Consider the following 19,131-nt stretch of genomic DNA (forward strand, 5'->3'; position numbering starts at 1 on the left):
CATCCACGACCGTCGCGCCGCCCGGTACGGCGTACCAGGGAGGGTCCTGCCTGTGCAGACCAGTACCAGGCACGCGGCTGTGGCCCGGCGGACACTGGGGGCATGGAAAGCCACGGCCGGCCTTCGGGCGGCAACGAACTGGGCGACTTCCTCCGCGCACGCCGCGCCGCCCTCGACCCCCACCGTCTCGGCCTGCCCGACGACGGCCGCCTGCGCCGGGTCCCGGGCCTGCGCCGCGAGGAACTGGCCCAGCTCGCGCACGTGAGCATCGACTACGTCGTACGGCTCGAACAGGGACGCACCCGCCGGGTCTCCCGCCCGGTCCTCGACGCGCTCGCCGACGCACTGCGGCTCGCCCCGGACGAACGCGCCTACTTGTTCACCGTCGCGGATACCACCCCGGCCACCCCCGCGCCCCGGCCGGGCAGGCAGCAGGTCGACGGGCAACTGCGTCAACTGCTCGACGGCATGCACGACATCCCCGCAATGGTCCTCAACCGCCGGATGGACGTCCTGGCCTGGAACCGAGGCGCGACCGCCCTGCTGACCGACTTCGCCGCGCTGCCCCCGGCTGAACGCAACCTGATCCGGCTGACCTTCCTCGACGACGCCTACCGGGCCCTGTACGCCGACTGGCCACGCGCCGCACGCGAGTGCGTCGCGGTCCTGCGGATGGAGGCCGGACGTCACCCCGGCGACCAGGCACTGACCGTCCTCGTCGGCGAACTCACCCTCCGCGACCCGGACTTCCGGACCTGGTGGGCGGACCACCAGGTCCGCGGGCCCCGGCAGCTCGCCAAGACCTACCACCACCCGGTCATCGGCACCGTCACCCTCGACGTACAGCAGTTCTCCGTCGACACACAGCCCGACCAGCAACTGGTCGCCTACACCGCCCCACCCGGCTCCCCCTCCCAGGAAGCCCTGCGTTTCCTCCTCCAGTGGTCCGGCCACCCCACCGACCGGCCGGACACCCCCGCCGCAGAGCGCCGCCGCAGCCGCTAGCCCTGTGCCCTGACCGTGAGCACCGCGCGGAGCTGGGCGAGCCCCCAGTCCAGGTCCTCCTTGCTGATGACCAGCGGCGGGGCGATCCGGATGGTGACCCCGTGGGTGTCCTTGACCAGGACCCCCCGGTCCATCAGCTTCTCGGAGATCTCCCGGCCCGATCCGTACGCCGGGGTGATGTCGACCCCTGCCCAGAGCCCGCGCCCGCGCACCTGCGTCACATGGCCCGTGCCCGTCAACAGCCCCAGCTCGTGGTGCAGGTGATCGCCCAGCTCGGCGGCCCGCCGCTGGTACTCGCCCGACCGCAGCATCGCGATCACCTCAAGGGCCACCGCACAGGCCAGCGGATTCCCCCCGAACGTCGACCCGTGCTCACCCGGCCGGAACACCCCGAGCACCTCGGCCGAGGACACCACAGCAGACACCGGCACGACACCGCCCCCGAGCGCCTTGCCCAGCACATAGACATCAGGCACGACCCCTTCGTGCTCACAGGCGAAGGTCCGGCCCGTCCGTCCAAGCCCCGACTGGATCTCGTCCGCGATGAACAGGACGTTCCGCTCACGCGTCACCTCGCGCACCCCCTGGAGGTAGCCCTCCGGCGGCACCAGCACCCCTGCCTCCCCCTGGATCGGCTCCAGCAGCACGGCGGCCGTCTCCTCGGTGACCGCTGCCCGCAACGCCGCCAGATCCCCGTACGGCACGACATCGAAGCCCGGCGTGTACGGCCCGAAGTCCGCCCTCGCCTCCACATCCGTGGAGAAGCTGATGATCGTCGTCGTACGGCCGTGGAAGTTGTCGCTCGCCACCACGATCCTCGCCCTGCCGTCCGGGACACCCTTGACCCGGTACCCCCACTTCCGGGCCGTCTTCACGGCCGTCTCCACCGCTTCCGCTCCCGTGTTCATCGGCAGCACCATCTCCATGCCGCACAGCTCGGCCAGCTGCGTGCAGAAATCGGCGAACCGGTCGTGGTGGAACGCCCGCGACGTCAGCGTCACCCGCTCCAACTGCGCTTTTGCCGCGTCGATCAGCCGCCGGTTGCCATGACCGAAATTCAGCGCCGAGTATCCGGCGAGCATGTCGAGATAGCGGCGCCCCTCCACATCCGTCATCCACGCCCCGTCCGCCGTCGCCACGACGACCGGCAGGGGGCGGTAGTTGTGCGCACTGTGCGCGTCGGCCGAGGCGATGTACGCCCGCGTGGTCTCGGTACCGCTCACGGGATCCTCCGTTTCCTGCCGCACAGGGGAAGGGAGTGGGGGTCGGCTTCCGGCCCATTCCAATCGTCCCTCTCGTCGCTCGCATGGTGGACTCGGAAACCTGGCGATTCCGCGTGCCCGGTAGGGTGACCGGCGGGCCGTGACTGGCGCGCTGGGATGGGAATGACCATCGGGGAGCGGCTCGCAGACCGAGTGCCGTGCGCCTGGGCCGAACCGTGCATCGTGAATGCCCTATGCCACGCCGTCCGGAGGCCGCCATGTCAGAACAGATCCTCTCCACCGAGTCCACCGCCTTCCGCAGCGCCCTCGAAGTGATCCGGGCCGTCGAGCCCCGCGTCGCCGACGCCATCAGCCAGGAAGTCGCCGACCAGCGCGACATGCTCAAGCTGATCGCCTCCGAGAACTACGCCTCCCCGGCCACCCTCCTGGCCATGGGGAACTGGTTCAGCGACAAGTACGCCGAGGGCACCGTCGGCCGCCGCTTCTACGCCGGCTGTCGCAACGTCGACACCGTCGAGGCCCTCGCCGCCGAGCACGCCCGCGAACTCTTCGGTGCCGAGCATGCCTACGCCCAGCCGCACTCCGGCATCGACGCCAACCTCGTCGCCTTCTGGGCCGTCCTTGCCGAGCGCGTCGAGGCCCCCGCGCTCGCCAAGGCCGGCGTCCGCAACGTCAACGACCTCACCGAGGCCGACTGGGCCCAGCTCCGCCGCGACCTAGGCAACCAGCGCATGCTCGGCATGTCCCTCGACGCCGGCGGCCACCTCACCCACGGCTTCCGCCCGAACATCTCCGGCAAGATGTTCGACCAGCGCTCCTACGGCACCGACCCCGCCACCGGCCTCATCGACTACGAGGCCCTGCGCACCTCCGCCCGTGAGTTCAAGCCCTTGATCATCGTCGCCGGTTATTCCGCCTACCCCCGCCTGGTGAACTTCCGCATCATGCGGGAGATCGCGGACGAGGTCGGCGCCACGTTGATGGTCGACATGGCCCACTTCGCCGGCCTCGTCGCCGGCAAGGTGCTCACCGGTGACTTCGACCCCGTCCCGCACGCCCAGATCGTCACCACCACCACGCACAAGTCGCTGCGAGGCCCGCGTGGCGGCATGGTGCTGTGCGACGAGTCCCTCGCCGAGCAGGTCGACCGGGGCTGCCCGATGGTCCTCGGCGGCCCCCTTCCGCATGTCATGGCCGCCAAGGCCGTCGCGCTCGCCGAGGCCCGTCGCCCCGAATTCCGCGACTACGCCCAGGCCGTCGTCGACAACGCCCGCGCCCTCGCCGAGGGCCTGATGCGCCGCGGCGCCACCCTGGTCACCGGCGGCACCGACAACCACCTCAACCTGATCGACGTCGCCTCCTCCTACGGCCTCACCGGCCGCCAGGCCGAGACCGCCCTGCTCGACTCGGGCATCGTCACCAACCGCAACGCCATCCCCGCCGACCCGAACGGAGCCTGGTACACCTCCGGTATCCGCATCGGCACGCCCGCGCTGACCACGCGTGGTCTGGGCGCCGTGGAAATGGACGAGATCGCGGGGCTGATCGACCGCGTCCTCTCCGCCGCCGAGCCCGGCACCACAGCCAAGGGCAAGCCGTCCAAGGCCCAGCACGTCCTGGACCCGAAGATCTCTGACGAGATCTCGCACCGCGCCACCGACCTGCTCACCGGCTTCCCCCTCTACCCGGAGATCGACCTCGGCTGACTTCACGGCGGGAGCGGGACGGACCTACCCGTCTTCGCCGGTCTTCATCGGTCTGCGCCGATCCCACCGGCTTCTCGAACTTGACCGAGCCTCGTGGCGCCGCGACAAGAGCTGATCGACCTGTAAGCCTCGGCGGACAGGGGAGGACTGGCTAGTCGGCGGGTCGGCTGACGGACTTGGCGATCTCCACCGCCCGTGACCTGGACGCCACGCCCTCCAGTCGGAGGGTCATGTCACCTCCGTGCGTCCAGAGCAGGGTGGGTCCCGCGGTCCGCTGGGAGCGGGTGAACCGGTCACCGTCCTCGTCCACCAGCCAGAGTTCCAGGAGATGAGGCTCGGCGAACCACAGCGCCTGATTCGCGTACCCCGTGCCCGCACCCAGTGGCACCCACTCCGGCTGCTCCCGCACCACCTTGGTGAACACCGGGTCCAGTTGCGCCGCGAACTCGTCCAGCCGGATCGTGTGGCCCTGCTCGCGCCAGCACAGGGTGACCAGGAATCGGCCCTTCGGCTCGCGCGTCACCATCACCGCTCCCGGCGTCCCCAGAGCGGGGGGCACGAGTGGTGTGAAGCCCGCCTGCCGTCCCGCCTCGGCGAGCGTCAGCGAGGTGTCCGCACAGTCGGGCATCTTCGCTCCGGGAGAGGGCGCCGCCGACGGGCGGTACCGCACCTCGACCCCGCCGAAGCCGAACCAGTCCACGACCGCGGCGCGTACCGGCGGCGTGAGCACGAGGACCGTGAGCAGGCCGCACAGGCCCGCCGTCAGCGCACGCCAGCGCTTCCGGGCCCAGCGGCGCATGCTCCGGAGCCGCACGCCGCGGAGCCGCTCGTCACCGTGCCGCTCGTCACCGTGCCGCTCGTCACCGAGCCGCACGCCGCGGAGCCGCTCCCCGCGGCCGGGTGGGTCGGTGACCGGGACGGCGACGGGTACCGAGTCCGGGATGGACAGCCGCTCGGCGAGTATCTGCTCCAGCACCCTCTCGACCATCGACTCGCTTCCGGCCGCCCCCGGCTGATCCAGCGAGCGCCCGAGCGCCCGGAGCTCCTCGGGCAGCCGCGAGACGCCCGCGGCCCCGCGCTCGGCAGCAGGGCCGCGCTCACCCCCACGGCCACGCTCACGCCGATCCCGGTCACCGGAGGACGGTCCCGTGCCCCCAGGCTCGTACGGCTCACTCATGCTCATCACCTCCCTCCCGGGACTCCCGGTGATTACCGGGCTCGAAATCCGGCAGCAGGCGCTCCAGCTTCCGCAGGGCGCGGTTGAGCCGTGACTTCACCGTGCCGCGGGGCCAGCCGAGGGCCTGGGCCGTCTCCGGTTCGTCCATCTCCAGGAGATAGCGGTAGGTGACGACGAGCCGGTGGTCCTCGCTCAACCGGTCCAGGGCGGCCAGCAGTGCCGCGCGGCGCTCTATCTCCAGCGCCGCGACCGCCGGGTCCGCCGATTCCGGTATCAGCGGCTCCGCCACCACGAGCGCGGCCTCGCGGCCGGCCAGTGTCCGCTGGCGCACCGCCGTCCGCACTGTGTTCCTCGTCTCATTGGCGACGATCGACAGCAGCCACGGCTTGAACGCCGCGCCGTCCCGAAACCGCCCCAGTGAGCAGTACGCCTTGATGAAGGCCTGTTGCACCACGTCCTCCGCGTCCGCACCCGCCCCCAGCGCCTTGGCCGCCCTGATCGCGATGCCCGTATGGGCGCGCACCAGCTCCGCGTACGCCTCCGGCTCTCCGGCGCGTACCCGTGCGATCACCACGGCCTCGTCGACGACGATGCGGCCCCCCTCCCGCGTCCTCACACTGTTGTTACACCGCTCGAGCCCAATCGGTTCCCGCCTGTTCCCGACCTGTTCCCGAGCAATGAGAGTCACCTGAGAGAATGGGCCCCATGGCCTCTGATCGTCCCCGTGTGCTCTCCGGAATCCAGCCCACCGCAGGCTCGTTCCACCTCGGCAACTACCTCGGCGCCGTCCGCCAGTGGGTGGCTCTGCAGGAGTCCCATGACGCGTTCTACATGGTCGTCGACCTGCACGCGATCACCCTTCCGCAGGACCCCGCGGACCTGCGCGCCAACACCCGGCTGGCCGCCGCGCAACTGCTCGCCGCGGGGCTCGACGCGGACCGCTGCACGCTCTTCGTCCAGAGCCACGTTCCCGAGCACGCCCAGCTCGCCTGGATCATGAACTGCCTCACCGGTTTCGGCGAGGCGAGCCGCATGACCCAGTTCAAGGACAAGTCCGCGAAGCAGGGCGCCGACCGGGCTTCCGTCGGCCTCTTCACGTACCCGATCCTGCAGGTCGCGGACATCCTGCTGTACCAGGCCAATGAGGTCCCGGTCGGTGAGGACCAGCGTCAGCACATCGAGCTCACGCGGGACCTCGCCGAGCGGTTCAACGGCCGGTTCGGCCAGACGTTCACGGTGCCGAAGCCGTACATCCTCAAGGAGACGGCGAAGATCTTCGATCTCCAGGACCCGTCGATCAAGATGAGCAAGTCGGCGTCCACTCCGAAGGGCCTCATCAACCTTCTCGACGACCCGAAGACGACGGCCAAGAAGGTCAAGAGCGCGGTCACCGACACCGACACCGTCATCAGGTATGACACAGAGCAGAAGCCGGGTATCAGCAACCTGTTGACCATCTACTCGACCCTCACAGGAACCGGAATCGCCGAGCTGGAGGAGAGGTACGACGGCAAGGGCTACGGTGCGCTGAAGACTGACCTCGCCGAGGTCATGGTCGACTTCGTGACGCCCTTCCGGGAGCGCACCCAGCAGTATCTGGACGACCCGGAGACGCTCGACTCGATCCTGGCCAAGGGTGCCGAGAAGGCGCGTGCCGTCGCCGCGGAGACGCTCTCCCAGGCGTACGACAGGGTCGGCTTCCTGCCCGCTAAGCACTGACAGCCGGTACGGCGGCGGGTAGGGCGGGATACGGCGGCGGGTACGGCGGCGGGTACGGCGGGGTACGGCGCCCGGTGTGTGTCCTGCGGTCGCCAAGGCGGTGACCGCCGGCACGTTCGGTCGGGGAAGTCAGGGCGACAGCAGGTCCGGAAGCCAGTACGAGACGAGTACAACACCCGCACGAGAGCCGGGATCACGCAGTACCGCCGTACAGTCGATAGCCGTACCAGCCGAGCGGTCACGCCTGTCCGCGAGGAACCGAGAAGAACCGATGACGACGACAGGAGACGACGTGGGGACCGTAACGATCGGTGTGTCGATCGCGGTCCCGGAGCCTCACGGCAGCCTGCTCCAGGAGCAGCGCGCCGGCTTCGGTGACCTCGCGGCTTCCGGCATCCCCACGCACGTCACCCTGCTGCCGCCGACGGAGGTCGACGACGTGGCGCTGCCCGCGATCGAGGCGCACCTCGTCGAGGTCGCCGCCGCCGGGCGCCCCTTCCCGATGCGGCTCTCCGGAACGGGCACCTTCCGCCCGCTGTCGCCCGTCGTGTACGTGCGCGTCGTCGAAGGTGCCGAGTCCTGCACCTGGCTGCAGAAGCAGGTCCGGGACGCCTCCGGTCCCGTGGCACGCGAACTGCAGTTCCCCTACCACCCGCACGTCACCGTGGCGCACGGAATCGACGACGAGGCGATGGACCGGGCCTACGAGGAGCTCGCCGGATACGCCGCCGAATGGCCGTGCACCGGGTTCGCGCTCTACGAGCAGGGCGCGGACGGGGTCTGGCGCCAGATCCGGGAGTTCGTCTTCGGCGGCGCGGTGGTGCCTCCGCAATCCTGCGCGCCCGTGGAGCGCGACACCACACTGCCCGCACACTGACTGACGTAGCCCGTCGCCGGCCGCATTCGCTGCCGGTCCGTCCCGTTCCCGTCTTCGGTCCGCGCGCCCCGTACCGCCGACACGGGATCCTGCACGTGCGCTTTTGGGGCACCCGCACATTGGGTTTCCGAGGTGAGGGCAGAGTCAGATCATGGACTGGCTGAAGAAGCTTCCCGGTGTGGGACCGTTGGTCGTTCGTCTGATGGCCACGCACGCGTGGCGGTCGTACGAGCGGCTCGACCGGGTGAAGTGGTCGCGGCTCGCCGCGGCCATGACCTTCATCAGCTTCGTCGCGCTCTTTCCACTGCTCACCGTCGCCGCCGCGATCGCCGCCGCCACGTTGAGCAGCGAGCAGCAACAAGATCTCCAGGACAAGATCGCCGAGCAGGTGCCCGGCATCTCCGACCAGCTCGACATCAGCTCGCTGGTCCAGAACGCCGGCACGGTCGGTGTCATCGCGGGCGCCATTCTGCTGTTCACCGGCATCGGCTGGGTCGGTCAGATGCGGGACTGCCTGCGGGCGGTGTGGGAGCTGCCGGATCCGGAGGAGAACCCCGTCCTGGCCAAGCTCAAGGACGCGGGCGTACTCGTCGGGCTCGGCGGCGCCATGCTCGTCACCATCGCCGCGTCCACCGTCGCTTCCACGGCGGTCGGCTGGACGGCCCGCCATATCGGTATCGACGAGGACGGCTGGGGCGGCGTCCTGCTCCACGTCGCCGCCTTCGCCGTCGCCGTACTCGCCGACTTCCTGCTCCTGCTGTACCTCCTGACGCTGCTGCCCGGCGTGCAGCCGCCGCGCCGGCGGCTCATCGTCGGCGCGCTGATCGGCGCCGCCGGGTTCGAGCTGCTCAAGCTGCTGCTCAGCGGCTACATCAGCGAGGTGGCGTCGAAGAGCATGTACGGCGCGTTCGGGGTGCCGATCGCGCTGCTGCTGTGGATCAACTTCACCGCGAAGCTGCTGCTGTTCTGCGCCGCCTGGACAGCAACGCGGAGCGAGGAGGCCGAGGCCGAGGCCGAGGCCGAGGAGAAGGAAACCGAGGCCGAGGAAGCTGAGGCCGAGGCTGGGTTCAGCGACGGCGGCGCATCAGGTCCGGCAACGGCCAGCGGCGGTTGACCAGGAAGCTGCCTGCCGCGATCAGTACGAGGAGGCCGCCCGCGACGGCCAGGGCGATCCCTACTCCGCTAGACCCGCCGTTCGCCTCGGTCGACGCGGCCACCGGCTTGGCGGACGTGGTGTCCGTACCCGGCGTGGTCGCGTTGGCGCCTGGCTGCGCGCTCGTGTCGACGCCCTGGGGCGGCACCAGCTCGCCCACCGGCTCGACCTTGCCCGCCGCCTGGAAACCCCAGTCGAGGAGGGCGGCCGCCTCCTTGTAGACCTCGTTGTGCTCGTCCTTCTCCGGGTTCATGACCGTGACGAGCAGCACCTTGCCGTCGCGCTCGGCGACGCCGGTGAAGGTGGCTCCCGCGTTCGTGGTGTTGCCGTTCTTCACACCTGCGATGCCCGGGTACTGCGAGATGTCACTGTCACCCGTGAGCAGGCGGTTGGTGTTCTGGATCTCGAAGGAACCGCGGGTTGTCTTGCCCTTCTTGTCCGTCGTCGTCTCGCCCGGGAACTTCGCCGAGACCGTCGAGGCGTACTCGCGGAAATCCGCTTTCTGCAGCCCGGAGCGGGCGAACAGGGTCAGGTCGTACGCCGACGACACCTGCCCCTTCGCGTCGTAGCCGTCCGGACTGGCCACCTGCGTGTCGAGGGCCTGCAGTTCCTCCGCGTGCGCCTGCATGTCGTTGACCGTCTTGTTGACACCGTCGTTCATGGCGGACAGGACGTGTACGGCGTCGTTGCCGGAGCGAAGGAAGACACCGAGCCACAGATCGTGGACCGTGTACGTCTCGTTCTCCTTTATCCCCACCATGCTCGAGCCGGCGCCGATGCCGGCCAGGTCGGAGGGCAGGACCTTGTGCTCCATGGTTCCCGGGAACATCGGCAGCAGCGTGTCGGCGAACAGCATCTTCAGGGTGCTCGCCGGGGGCAGTCGCCAGTGCGCGTTGTGAGCGGCCAGGACCTCGCCGGACTCGGCGTCGGAGACGATCCAGGAGCGCGCGCTGATGTCCTTCGGCAGTACGGGGGCGCCGGTGCCCAGGTTCACCTGGGTCCCGGCCTTGCCGAGTTGTTCGCCGCCGACCGTCGACATGTTCGCCGGGGGTGTGGCCGACGGCGAGGTGGAGGCCGAGGGGGTTGGAGACGGGCTCGCGTCCGCGAACGCGAAAGCGGGCGCGGCGGCGAGGGAGAGAGACAGCAGGGCGGCGGAAGTGACCAGCAGGGGCCGCAGGGCGGTCTTGTTGCTGGCGGACGGGGTCGAGTTGGTGGCGGGCACGGTCGAGAAATTACATGGCTCCGGTCGGGAAGTCCCACTCCGGTCCCCACCCCTGCGCCGGAGCCCGGCCGGCGACGGCGATACTGAACCCATGAAGCTCACCCGCCCCGTCTCCTGGTTCCTGATCGCCTTCGGGGTGTGGAGCTGGGTCATCTGGATCACTGTCCATGGACAACAACCCAGCACCTAACGCCGAAGCCCCGTTCATATGACACGGGCTCAGGCTACCGGTACGACACAGCGAAACCCCGCCCATGCGCCACGGGGGAGGGACGCACGGACGGGGCTTCTCTACCTCACCGCCGGCCGGTGCTGGGGACCGACTGTGAGGGACCTAGGCAGCCACGCCACGGGCCACTATGAGCGCCACAACGGCCACCCATGCGACCCATGCCGCTGCTGTCACTAACCGGCTCACGCGGCGTTCAGGGACTTCGGGGAAGCTGTCCACTCACAGCCCCCGCCTTCGGGCCACACGAACGCCGTAGCGGTCGGTACGCGGTCACCGGGCATCTTCGCGGGGTCAACCCACTTCGGGTCTACCTCTTTGAGAATTCCGGTCCGGTGTCCATCGGTGACGCGCTTTCCGATCATGGACTGTGTGACCATCACGCCCCCTTCCGTCTCGTACAGCGCTCACACGGAAACGGGCACGGAGGGGGCTCAGCCGAAGGCGGGAAGTAGACGACGTTCGACCGCACGTCCAGCGCTCCGCCGTACTCCGTCCACCACCCTTCCGGGCTGTCCGCGTACGGGCCGGTGGGGTCATCTATGAGACTGACTAGCTCCGGCTCAGGTAAAGCGCTTGTACGGGCGCTCAGCCGCTTCGCCGGCGCGGTCACGGGCACTCGTGGTGCTCGTACCGGTCAGCCGAAGGTCCCCCCGAAGCGCGCTCAATGGTCACGCGTCGGCATGTCTCCAACGACTTGAACGGGCGCTTGCACTTCCGGCACTTCTCACCGGTGGGCGCGTAGGTCGAATATTCCGACTGACGCGCGTCAGTGTCAGGCTGAGACAAGTGAGCCACCCTCTTTCGCTCAGGGAACGGGGAAGGGTGGCTGACGGAAGGGGGAAACGCGCTCCCCGCTCCGTACAGCGACCTTCCCCGCGTCTTCACGCGGTCCGCTGTGGTCATCTTTTGTTGTCACTCCAAGGTGAGTTGATCATCCGTCAGGAGTGGTGCCGTTTCAGGCTACGCCTACGAAACGCTTTCGTCTGCCGTTTCGTCACGGGTCTCGCTCGTCAGGATGTAGGTTGTTCGGCCCACGGTGACCGCTGACGCTCCGTCTCGGATTGCTTGGGCAGCACGCTCGAAGTCTTCGGCCCGTTCCTTGTTGTCTCGTGCCACGCGTTCCCACATGGCGCACTTGCCCTCAAGTTTGGCAAGGATCTCCGGCACGCTCGTGAAGCTCTTCGTCTTCGGGCCGATCGGTCCCGCCATGAAGTCGTCGTCATCCATGAGTTGAGGGTACGCAGAAGCCCCCGCACCAACTACCGGGTAGGTAGTCAGCACGGGGGCTCAGTGTCAGACGCTCAGTGCAGCGTCAAGCTCCTTGTACTTGCGGCGGACAGTTGCAGGGTGACGGGTAGCGGCCTTGCCCACCTCTTCGGGGCTCAGCCGGTGTCGCCAACCCTTCTCAATGATCTCGTCGGCTTCCTTGTTGCTCAGCCGTGCGGGCTCGTCCTGGGGCTCAGCCGGCTCGTCCTGGGGCTCAGGCTCAAGCTCCGGCTCGTCCACCGGCTCAGGCTCCGGAAGGGTCTCCTGAACGGGCTCGTGGACGCTCAGGGTCTCCGGCGGGTTGTGCACCACCATGCGGGCAGTGACCGGCTCCGGCAGCACGAGCGGAGCGGGTACGGCGTACAGCTCCTTGAACGCGTCTGCCTTCTCCGCCTTGCGCTCCGCGTCGGCAAGGGCAGCCATGTACACGGGGCCGACTTCGGCAAGCAGCATGACGAGCGCCGGAGCGATCAAGTGAACGGCCACGCCGACCGCATCACGCGCCGAGACGCTGAGCCACACGTTCAGGAAGACGGAGCTGAGACCGGTCAGCCACCGGAAGGCAACCGGCCACGCTCCCAGCTTCGTCACGCCGTGCCGGGCAAGGGTGCTCTCTGCGCTCAACGCCATGATGAAAGCAGCGTCCACGATCAAGCCCAGGACGAAGCCGGACCAACGCCATTCGCTGTGCGCGCTGACGAAGGGGGTCGTCGTCATCAGGGAATAGAACACAAGCCCCGTGATCAAGAACCACCGACCACCGGTCAGTACGCGTCTCGTGCGCCTGATCGTCTTCTGAGTCGGGGTCAGGGTCGGCTTGTTCGCCTTGCCCATGTCGCTTGCTCCTAACGGGTGTTGACGTGTTGTCACCCGTCATGGAGCGGAGGGGATTCCTACTCCGGCAGCGCTGAACTGACCACGCCAGTAACGGAGTTGAGAACCGGGCCGACCGGGACGACACCGGGCGGAAGCACGCCACCGGGACCACCGGGACGCACGGGACCGGGTGCGGGACCGGGACGAGCGTCCGTGACCGGAGCCGACTCCGCGTCAGGGTTGGTCACCTCACCGGGTGTTCCGGACACCACGTCATCACTCGTGTCTGTGCCCGCGTCCGGGTCCGGGTACGAGCTGTCAGGCTCCGCCGGGACCACACCGGGCGGAAGCTCCTTGTCCTCTTCGCCGGCTCCGGGGAAGGGAAGGAGTGCGTCCGGGACGCTGACCCCGACTCCGTTGGGCATGACCGACTTGCCGAAGTCGTCCATGTACTTGCCGTCCTTCTGAGCGTCCTTGAACGGTCCCTTGTCGCCTGCCTGAGCGCGCTTCTCCGCTGCCGTTGCGGCCTTGCCGGTCTCGGCCTTCGTGGCGCTTCCCGGGGGCTTGCTGGCAGCCTCAGCGGCCTTCTCAGCGGCCTTCGGTGACGCGGTGACAGTCGTGGTCGGTCGGGGGGTTGCAGCGTCCGCCGGACCGTTGCCGTTTGTGAAGATCATTGCTCCGAGACCGAAGGCAACGGCAGCCGAAGCGAGAGTTGAAACGGGAAGAACGAGCTTGTTGTTCACGATGACCCCGAAGATGATCTTGTTGCACTTTCAACGTCTTGTGTCTCAATGGTTGCATGGACCACTGACACCGGAATACGAACTTCCGTCACAGCTAGGCAACAAGTTGTTGAACCGGAAAATCGTCAGCGTGGACGTACTCACACGTGGTCCACACGCCGGCTGACGCGGTGACCAACTCTCGTGTCTCACGCGACCGTTCCCACTCGACACCCGCCACGAGAAGCCCGCTGTCCTTGCGACGACCCCACACCCGAAAACCGTCATACCGGGGCGCTGCGGGTGCAGACAGGATGCGTGCGACAAGCCGACCCTGAGCGGACAGAACGGCCCTGAGTTCCGTACACGACCGGATCAACTCTTCCGTCATGGACGAGCCGAGAAGGGTGCAGGGAAGCCACGTGCCGGACGCGCGGGACGGAACCCAGACAGTGAGTGCGAGTGTGAATGGTGCAGCGTGCATCGAAGCCCCCCAAGAGCCGGAACGTGTAGTTCCATGGTGCGTTTCCAGCCGATCACTTTCCGTCGTTCGTAGGGTGTGTGTAAGGACCCTCCTTAAGTCGTACAACTGTCAACATCACTCGTCGGTCAGGACTAGTCACCCATGGCCACGGCTTTGTTCGAACGGCTGTGCGATCGGATGTACGACCTTACTCCCCGGGTCTGACATATGCCAGAGAGTTAGCCCACGTCAGAAGTTTGTGCGCTTGTGAAATGATCTTCACAAGAAAGGGGACCAACCCACTCTTGAGAGTAGGCTGATCCCCTGGGGGCTTCCCCGCTTAGTTCACCCGGACCCACCGGAAGATGTGCGCCTTCTTCGGGTTGCCGTCGCACTCGTTGCCATGTCGAGTGCACTTGAGTTCGCGGACCTGAGCCATTTTCGTTCCCCTTCGCTCCGTCGTTCTTACAAGAGAATCGTAGCACGTGCCTACTCTCAAGAGTAGGTACTGACGGAGGAAACTTCCCTACTCTTGAGAGTAGGTTGACCGCTCCGGAGTGACGACGCGACGAATGCCCGCAGCACGTATGAGCGTCCAGCAAGCCGGGCAAGGCTCACGCGTCACGTACAGCGTGGAACCGGGAAGCTCGTTCGCCGGCGCATGGCGTATGGCGTTCCGTTCGGCGTGGTCGGCAATGCAATTGGCGTAGTCGGTGTTCGCTGCACACTCGTCGTACGTGAGCTGTCCACGCGGGCACGCGCCTTCTGTGAGGCACCCGGGCACACCTGCCGGAGCCCCGTTGTATCCGGTCCCCCTGATCTCATTGAACGCGTTGACGAGCACAGCGCCCACCTGAGAGCGCGTGCAGTCGGCTCGTGTGGCGATTACCCGTGCGATGTTCAGGAAGTAGGAATCCCAACCCGGTCGGCTCGTGTCGTTCATGTCTCCCCAAAAGGAAAAGCCCCCCGGTTTCCCAGGGGGCTTCTCATGTGTCTCGGCTTACCACTCGTCAGCGTGTCGGCGTGCGTGTATCAGGTCAACGCCACTGTCCGGGCAGGTGGGGCAGGGGATGACGTTCTCCTTGCGCCACTGCTCTTGCGTGACCCGGATCTCTCCGGAGCAACCGCCACACTGCATGATCGTCGTTTCCATGACTCCCCTTCGTTCGTGCTTACAAGGGAAATCATAGCCTACTCTTAAGAGTAGGCACAAGCGCTCAGTCGTCGTACTCGTCGTGACAGTTGACGTGCGTGGTCGGCCCCGGGTTGACCGGAACGGGAACAACCGTCGTACCGCCGGAACGCTGCGGAGCCTTCGGCGTGGTCGGCTTCGTCAGGTTGGGCTTCGGTGCCGGAGCGGGGGCCGGACGCGGAGCCGGAGCCGGAGCCGGACGCGGGGAGAACGCCACAGTGGAGTACGTGTCACAGCGGGTGTCGTCGTCGTCAGCGGCACAGCCGGCCACCATGAGAGCGCCCACGAGAGCGACCGAAGCAGCGGCGGCAACCTTCGCGCCCGTGCTCACCTTGTCGCGCTTACCGTACGGGTTCATGCGTCGTTCTCCTCAACGTTGGTGTACCTGACCTTGCGCACGTACGCTTCCCTGACCTGAATCGAGATCAGGGACAGCGCGTCAGTCTTCTTGGGTCCGTAGCCCCACCCGCCGTTAAGCTCACCGTGGCGTTCACGGTCAAGCCACTCGTCAACCATGTCGTCAAGAACGTCAATGGCAGCGGGCTCAAGCTCAAGGAACGGGTTCGGTTTCTCGTTCGCCATGCTCTTACCGGAGCGGAGGGGATTCCCCTACTCGTACGGCTCGTCCGGCACGTCCTGAACGGAGTTCGGAGCCACCTTGCGAAGCTCCTTGAGCACGAGACCGGCGAACTCCTGAATCTCCTTGTCAGCGGCAACGTGATGACGCTTACCCAGCACGTCACGCCACGCCCGAAGGTTCCCGGTCACCACCATGTCTACCGGTGCGGCATTCGGCAGAAGGCCACGAGCCGCTTCCCGGGCTTCCTTGCGGGTGACCATTCCCCGCGCACGCAGAAGCTTTACGGCAGCGTCGTACGCCTTGAGCGCTTCGGCGTAGTCCTCACGGAATGGCTCTTCAAGCTCCGTGCCGACAATGGCCGGCGGTATCACGGGCTTCGTGTTCGCGTAGTCCACATACCGCTGAGATACGACGGAGAAGGAAAGGTGCCGGTGGCGCGTCAGCTCCGTGAGAAGCGCACGAGACACGTCCCGCACAAGGAAGGTGACCGACGCGTGTTCAAGCACGCTGTAATGACCCTGAGCAAGAATGTTGGCCATGTAGTCAGCGTTCCGCGCCGTGTTCGGGTTCGGTCGGTGGAAGCTTTTGTAACACAGTCGTCCAGCCGCTTCGCCCAGCGCGTCAGCATCCTTGGGCAGCGTCGGCCCCCAAACGTCGTACTCGTACGCCGAGAGCATCACGCCCGTGTTCAGGGCAGTGTGGGCAAGGGTCTCAACCCGCAAGGTGTCTCCCAAGGGAAGAGCCGGCCAACCCACTCTTGAGAGTAGGTTGACCGGCTCGTGTGTGTGTGTGGTCAGTCGGTGTCGTTGGTGTCCCGGGCAAGGAAGCGCGCTAGGGCAAGCACGTCTTCCGGGTACGCGTCGTTCGTGAGCGCGGCCTTACGGATCTCCTGAACGGCCACCCGGTAAATGTCCACGCGCTCAGCAAGGTCTTCGGCTGCCCGCTGTGCTCGTGAGGTGAGTACAGGGGGCTTGAACTCCGGGATCGTCACGGACGGAGACCGCGCGCAATGAGATCCTGATAGGCGCGTTCCTGCGGGCTCATGGTGCGTCGCTCGTACCGGGTGCCGTTGAACGTGAGCGAAGTCTTCGCCGTGTCGCGGGTGACCTTCTCCTGTTCAGCGGCAGTCTCGTTCAACCATGCGGCAAGCTCACGCATCTCACGCGGGGACAGCTTCGCGCGGTCACCGGGAATGGCGAGAGACGCAATGCCCGGCTCACTGTCCTTCGTGAACGCAACGACGCGCTCACCGGTCTTCGTCTTGAGTACGGCCTTCGTCTCACGGGTAACGCTCAGCATGGGTGCTGTCTCCTTGCGATTGGGTGACCAGGGGCTTGAGGGGCTTACGCTCATGCGTCCGCCCAAAGGGAAAGCTGTACGGGCTTGAACGGCTCGTGACCGATCAGAACGGCGTCTTCCTTCTTGAAGACGACCTGACCGAAGCGACCGACGCGGTACGAGAACTCAGGAACTTCGTACTCCCACACGTGGAAGCCGGCGGAAGCCAACCGGTCTCCGAAGTCCTCAAACCAACCGTTCAGTTCGTCCGGCGACGCGAACCCACAAACTTCGTCGTCGTGAATCGTTATCAGGTTCGGGTCAGCTTGCGGGGAAGGGTGGCGCTCGTCGCTGTGTCGCCAACCCATACCGGCCAACTTCTCGCGGTCGGCAAGAGGGACGTTCCGGCACGAGTAAGGGCCGGAAGGGAAGTCCCGGTCACGCACAGTCGAGTGAGCAACCCGCCAAACTCTCACGTTGCGTCTCCTGATCGTTGGGTGTGGTCTTGCGTGCCCCCGGCGGGATTCGAACCCGCGTCGTCCCGTGCACCCTTGCGGGCTCCGGATTGGGATGCTCTTCCGTTGAGCTACGGGGGCTAAGGGCCGAAGCCCCGTGCGTCAGACTGACGACTTGATCCGGCAGGCGAGAGCGTCAGCGCTGCGGAGGGAAGCGAGCATGTACAGCGACTCTTCGCCGTTCTTGTGCACGGTGCTGATCACGTCGCCACTCTCGTTGCGGGTGACGAACTCAATGACCTTGTGCGGCCGGTTGCTGCGGAGGGTCTGAACGGTTCCGCCGGTCGGCAGGTTGTAGGTAGCCACGGTGGTTCTCCTTCGGTCTGTTGCTCTCTATGGAGCGGAGGGGATTCCCGCGCGGTAGTCCGCGTCATGGGCGAGATACGAGACCGCACGAGCAAGGCGCTCCGGGTCGTCCTTGAAGTGGCCTAGTGCGAGATTGCAGGAGTGGCACAGCACGCCCCTGACGCGCCCGGACGAGTGCTCGTGGTCGATAGCGTGGGAGCGCTGGAAACTCCCCGGTGGGGCTCCGCATATGTCGCACGGCCGGCGCATGAGTTCCGTGAGCGTTTCGGCCGTGATCCCGTACCGGCTCAACGTCCGCTCAAGCGAGCAACACGACCGGCACTTAGCGCGGGGCTTGCCACGCATGGGGGAGAAGTCCCCAAGAGGTTTCTTCTCCCCACAGCGAGAACAGGACTTCACGCAGCGGCAGCCTTCTTGCGAGCGTTGTACGCGCGCTTCTGAGCGTTGCGCTTCTCCGGGTTGTCCTTGCGGAAGCGCTTCGTGGCTCCGCGCTTGCACGACTTGCACTGAGACATGCGCGCCCCGGTGACCTTGTTCCGAACGTAGAACTCGTCAACGGGCTTCTCGATACCGCACGCCTTGCAGCACTGCGTTTCGCCCTTCGGGGCTTCCGGGCTACCGCCCAGGTACAGCGTCTTGAAGTTCTTCCGGGCTTCGTCCCTGACGCTCTCAAGCGCCGTGTACGCCACTCCGGAAACCTCAGCAAGCCCCCGGTGATCGTCGGCACCGATGCAAGGGAAGTCGCCAATGCCGTACTCAGCGGAAAGAACGGCTTCCTGTTCGGTCGGCAGAAGGTCAAGGGTCTCGTGGACGCGACGCTTGTTCTCCCGCTGACGCTCAGACAGCTCGTCGTTCGCCTCAAGCCGGGCAAGCGCGTAGTTGTCGTTCAGGGTGTCGGCCACCGTGGCGTTCTCGTTCTCGCCAACCGGAGCGTCAAGGTACTCCGCACCCTGCCACGAGATACGAGCGGCGTACGCGGTCTCAGCGGTCATACGCTTCGCGCCCATGACTTCGGTGAGGGTGCACAGACGCTCAGCTTCGTACGGGTCTCCGGCAGCCATGCTCAGCGCCTTCTCAAACTCAGCGGCAATCGAGCGGCTGACACCCTGCCGCGTCTGAACCTTGCGCTCGTCGGCAAGCATCCCGGAAACGGTCCGGTCCATGAAGGTGAAGAACTCCGCCACGGACGAGCCCTTGAAGCGGCTGAGCCCCTGCCACACGGCCACCCGACCCACCTGAGCGAGATCGTCCATGAGATCCGTGTCAGTGCGTCCGCCGGTCGTGGCGTACCGCCGGGCAAGCTGAATGACGCGCTCTTCCGTCGCCTCAATGACAGCGGTCACGGCGGTCAGGTCGTTGTTCTGAGCGGCGGCAATCTGCTGAGCGGTGAGGTCAATCACGGGGAATCTCCTTCGGGGTGGCTTCGCTCCGGAATGGAGCGGAGGGGATTCCCACCGAAGGAGTCAGGACGTTTGCCCAGGTCAGCGCCTGTTTTTGGCAAGGCTCCGCCACGGCATGGCGAAGTTGGGTGTCACGGCCTGAGCCCCGTCAGTGGGCTTCTTTGCGACGGGGCTTGATCAGTGCCGTGCGTCGTGGTGCTCTTCGAACGTATGTCAGTGCCTACTCAGAAGCAACGTTCTGAGTAGGCACTGTGCATACATCTGACCACGCCGGCTGAG

General features: G+C 66.7%; 22 protein-coding genes, 1 pseudogene and 1 riboswitch. Of the genes and pseudogenes, 5 read left to right on the plus strand and 18 right to left on the minus strand.

What is annotated here, in order from left to right; all coding sequences use genetic code 11:
* Window positions 1–102: 102 nt before the first annotated feature.
* Window positions 103–1,005, plus strand: coding sequence for a helix-turn-helix transcriptional regulator (locus ACFYPC_RS21255; protein WP_388678353.1), 903 nt, complete (start codon window positions 103–105; stop codon window positions 1,003–1,005).
* Here the strand turns inward: ACFYPC_RS21255 and rocD are convergent.
* Window positions 1,002–2,228, minus strand: a complete 1,227-nt coding sequence (rocD, locus tag ACFYPC_RS21260; RefSeq protein WP_388678356.1) for an ornithine--oxo-acid transaminase — start codon at window positions 2,226–2,228, stop codon at window positions 1,002–1,004. The genes ACFYPC_RS21255 and rocD overlap by 4 nt on opposite strands.
* Before the next feature lie 129 nt (window positions 2,229–2,357).
* Window positions 2,358–2,444, plus strand: a riboswitch (ZMP/ZTP riboswitch).
* 41 nt (window positions 2,445–2,485) lie between these two features.
* Here rocD and ACFYPC_RS21265 point away from each other — a divergent pair.
* Window positions 2,486–3,934, plus strand: coding sequence for a glycine hydroxymethyltransferase (locus tag ACFYPC_RS21265; protein ID WP_388678358.1), 1,449 nt, complete (start codon window positions 2,486–2,488; stop codon window positions 3,932–3,934).
* A gap of 151 nt (window positions 3,935–4,085) precedes the next feature.
* On the opposite strand, the gene ACFYPC_RS21270 is transcribed toward ACFYPC_RS21265, so the two are convergent.
* Entirely contained in the window at window positions 4,086–5,111 is a 1,026-nt protein-coding gene (locus ACFYPC_RS21270; protein ID WP_388678361.1) for a hypothetical protein, read from the minus strand.
* Window positions 5,104–5,727 carry an RNA polymerase sigma factor gene (locus ACFYPC_RS21275; RefSeq protein WP_388678363.1) on the minus strand — a complete coding sequence of 208 codons (624 nt, stop codon included), beginning with the start codon at window positions 5,725–5,727 and terminating at the stop codon, window positions 5,104–5,106. The genes ACFYPC_RS21270 and ACFYPC_RS21275 overlap by 8 nt, the downstream gene beginning before the upstream one ends.
* An 89-nt stretch (window positions 5,728–5,816) precedes the next feature.
* On the opposite strand from ACFYPC_RS21275, the gene trpS reads away from it, so the two are divergent.
* The 3 genes from trpS to ACFYPC_RS21290 all read left to right on the plus strand — a co-directional run bounded on the left by trpS (window position 5,817) and on the right by ACFYPC_RS21290 (window position 8,821).
* On the plus strand, window positions 5,817–6,830 hold the full coding sequence (gene trpS, locus ACFYPC_RS21280) for a tryptophan--tRNA ligase (RefSeq protein WP_388678366.1): 1,014 nt from the start codon (window positions 5,817–5,819) through the stop codon (window positions 6,828–6,830).
* A 292-nt stretch (window positions 6,831–7,122) separates the two neighbouring features.
* The gene (locus ACFYPC_RS21285) at window positions 7,123–7,707 is read left to right on the plus strand and encodes a 2'-5' RNA ligase family protein (RefSeq protein WP_388678856.1); all 585 of its coding nucleotides are present in this window, start codon (window positions 7,123–7,125) and stop codon (window positions 7,705–7,707) included.
* Window positions 7,708–7,858: 151 nt separating this feature from the next.
* Complete coding sequence (locus tag ACFYPC_RS21290; protein WP_388678369.1) at window positions 7,859–8,821, plus strand: YihY/virulence factor BrkB family protein; 963 nt, start codon at window positions 7,859–7,861, stop codon at window positions 8,819–8,821.
* Here ACFYPC_RS21290 and ACFYPC_RS21295 read toward each other — a convergent pair.
* The 15 genes and pseudogenes from ACFYPC_RS21295 to ACFYPC_RS21365 form a co-directional block, all read right to left on the minus strand.
* Window positions 8,775–10,175, minus strand: a complete 1,401-nt coding sequence (locus ACFYPC_RS21295; RefSeq protein WP_388678859.1) for a D-alanyl-D-alanine carboxypeptidase family protein — start codon at window positions 10,173–10,175, stop codon at window positions 8,775–8,777. The genes ACFYPC_RS21290 and ACFYPC_RS21295 overlap by 47 nt on opposite strands.
* Window positions 10,176–11,280: 1,105 nt before the next feature.
* On the minus strand, window positions 11,281–11,541 hold the full coding sequence (locus ACFYPC_RS21300) for a hypothetical protein (protein WP_388678372.1): 261 nt from the start codon (window positions 11,539–11,541) through the stop codon (window positions 11,281–11,283).
* 66 nt (window positions 11,542–11,607) lie between these two features.
* Entirely contained in the window at window positions 11,608–12,414 is an 807-nt protein-coding gene (locus ACFYPC_RS21305) for a hypothetical protein (protein WP_388678375.1), read from the minus strand.
* 59 nt (window positions 12,415–12,473) lie between these two features.
* Window positions 12,474–13,070 carry a hypothetical protein gene (locus ACFYPC_RS21310; RefSeq protein ID WP_388678377.1) on the minus strand — a complete coding sequence of 199 codons (597 nt, stop codon included), beginning with the start codon at window positions 13,068–13,070 and terminating at the stop codon, window positions 12,474–12,476.
* Window positions 13,071–14,107: 1,037 nt separating this feature from the next.
* The gene (locus tag ACFYPC_RS21315) at window positions 14,108–14,524 is read right to left on the minus strand and encodes a deoxycytidylate deaminase (protein WP_388678379.1); all 417 of its coding nucleotides are present in this window, start codon (window positions 14,522–14,524) and stop codon (window positions 14,108–14,110) included.
* A 274-nt stretch (window positions 14,525–14,798) separates the two neighbouring features.
* The gene (locus tag ACFYPC_RS21320; protein ID WP_388678382.1) at window positions 14,799–15,131 is read right to left on the minus strand and encodes a hypothetical protein; all 333 of its coding nucleotides are present in this window, start codon (window positions 15,129–15,131) and stop codon (window positions 14,799–14,801) included.
* Window positions 15,128–15,355: a hypothetical protein gene (locus tag ACFYPC_RS21325; protein ID WP_388678385.1), complete on the minus strand. Its 228-nt coding sequence runs from the start codon at window positions 15,353–15,355 to the stop codon at window positions 15,128–15,130. The genes ACFYPC_RS21320 and ACFYPC_RS21325 overlap by 4 nt, the downstream gene beginning before the upstream one ends.
* 27 nt (window positions 15,356–15,382) lie before the next feature.
* Window positions 15,383–16,075: an FAD-dependent thymidylate synthase gene (thyX, locus tag ACFYPC_RS21330; protein ID WP_388678387.1), complete on the minus strand. Its 693-nt coding sequence runs from the start codon at window positions 16,073–16,075 to the stop codon at window positions 15,383–15,385.
* 71 nt (window positions 16,076–16,146) lie between these two features.
* Entirely contained in the window at window positions 16,147–16,344 is a 198-nt protein-coding gene (locus ACFYPC_RS21335; protein WP_388678390.1) for a hypothetical protein, read from the minus strand.
* Window positions 16,341–16,652: a hypothetical protein gene (locus ACFYPC_RS21340; RefSeq protein ID WP_388678393.1), complete on the minus strand. Its 312-nt coding sequence runs from the start codon at window positions 16,650–16,652 to the stop codon at window positions 16,341–16,343. The genes ACFYPC_RS21335 and ACFYPC_RS21340 overlap by 4 nt, the downstream gene beginning before the upstream one ends.
* 50 nt (window positions 16,653–16,702) lie before the next feature.
* The gene (locus ACFYPC_RS21345; RefSeq protein WP_388678396.1) at window positions 16,703–16,999 is read right to left on the minus strand and encodes a hypothetical protein; all 297 of its coding nucleotides are present in this window, start codon (window positions 16,997–16,999) and stop codon (window positions 16,703–16,705) included.
* Window positions 17,000–17,141: 142 nt separating this feature from the next.
* Window positions 17,142–17,227: pseudogene (locus ACFYPC_RS21350) on the minus strand.
* Between the two features lie 21 nt (window positions 17,228–17,248).
* Entirely contained in the window at window positions 17,249–17,452 is a 204-nt protein-coding gene (locus tag ACFYPC_RS21355; RefSeq protein ID WP_388678399.1) for a hypothetical protein, read from the minus strand.
* 27 nt (window positions 17,453–17,479) lie between these two features.
* The gene (locus ACFYPC_RS21360; protein ID WP_388678401.1) at window positions 17,480–17,797 is read right to left on the minus strand and encodes an endonuclease VII domain-containing protein; all 318 of its coding nucleotides are present in this window, start codon (window positions 17,795–17,797) and stop codon (window positions 17,480–17,482) included.
* 50 nt (window positions 17,798–17,847) lie between these two features.
* Window positions 17,848–18,852, minus strand: a complete 1,005-nt coding sequence (locus ACFYPC_RS21365; protein ID WP_388678404.1) for a hypothetical protein — start codon at window positions 18,850–18,852, stop codon at window positions 17,848–17,850.
* Between the last annotated feature and the right edge of the window lie 279 nt (window positions 18,853–19,131).

This window comes from Streptomyces sp. NPDC005808, assembly GCF_042871385.1.
In the GTDB taxonomy this organism is placed as follows: Bacteria; Actinomycetota; Actinomycetes; order Streptomycetales; family Streptomycetaceae; genus Streptomyces.

What these genes read in the sequence shown, in the direction of transcription:
- ACFYPC_RS21255 (WP_388678353.1), top strand. Translation starts at nt 103, where the DNA reads ATGGAAAGCCACGGCCGGCCTTCGGGCGGCAACGAACTGGGCGACTTC.
- ACFYPC_RS21265 (WP_388678358.1), top strand. Translation starts at nt 2,486, where the DNA reads ATGTCAGAACAGATCCTCTCCACCGAGTCCACCGCCTTCCGCAGCGCC.
- ACFYPC_RS21270 (WP_388678361.1), bottom strand. Translation starts at nt 5,111, where the DNA reads ATGAGTGAGCCGTACGAGCCTGGGGGCACGGGACCGTCCTCCGGTGAC.
- trpS (WP_388678366.1), top strand. Translation starts at nt 5,817, where the DNA reads ATGGCCTCTGATCGTCCCCGTGTGCTCTCCGGAATCCAGCCCACCGCA.
- ACFYPC_RS21290 (WP_388678369.1), top strand. Translation starts at nt 7,859, where the DNA reads ATGGACTGGCTGAAGAAGCTTCCCGGTGTGGGACCGTTGGTCGTTCGT.
- ACFYPC_RS21295 (WP_388678859.1), bottom strand. Translation starts at nt 10,175, where the DNA reads ATGGGTTCAGTATCGCCGTCGCCGGCCGGGCTCCGGCGCAGGGGTGGG.
- ACFYPC_RS21300 (WP_388678372.1), bottom strand. Translation starts at nt 11,541, where the DNA reads ATGGATGACGACGACTTCATGGCGGGACCGATCGGCCCGAAGACGAAG.
- ACFYPC_RS21305 (WP_388678375.1), bottom strand. Translation starts at nt 12,414, where the DNA reads ATGGGCAAGGCGAACAAGCCGACCCTGACCCCGACTCAGAAGACGATC.
- ACFYPC_RS21310 (WP_388678377.1), bottom strand. Translation starts at nt 13,070, where the DNA reads ATGATCTTCACAAACGGCAACGGTCCGGCGGACGCTGCAACCCCCCGA.
- ACFYPC_RS21315 (WP_388678379.1), bottom strand. Translation starts at nt 14,524, where the DNA reads ATGAACGACACGAGCCGACCGGGTTGGGATTCCTACTTCCTGAACATC.
- ACFYPC_RS21320 (WP_388678382.1), bottom strand. Translation starts at nt 15,131, where the DNA reads ATGAACCCGTACGGTAAGCGCGACAAGGTGAGCACGGGCGCGAAGGTT.
- ACFYPC_RS21325 (WP_388678385.1), bottom strand. Translation starts at nt 15,355, where the DNA reads ATGGCGAACGAGAAACCGAACCCGTTCCTTGAGCTTGAGCCCGCTGCC.
- ACFYPC_RS21340 (WP_388678393.1), bottom strand. Translation starts at nt 16,652, where the DNA reads ATGCTGAGCGTTACCCGTGAGACGAAGGCCGTACTCAAGACGAAGACC.
- ACFYPC_RS21345 (WP_388678396.1), bottom strand. Translation starts at nt 16,999, where the DNA reads ATGGGTTGGCGACACAGCGACGAGCGCCACCCTTCCCCGCAAGCTGAC.
- ACFYPC_RS21360 (WP_388678401.1), bottom strand. Translation starts at nt 17,797, where the DNA reads ATGCGTGGCAAGCCCCGCGCTAAGTGCCGGTCGTGTTGCTCGCTTGAG.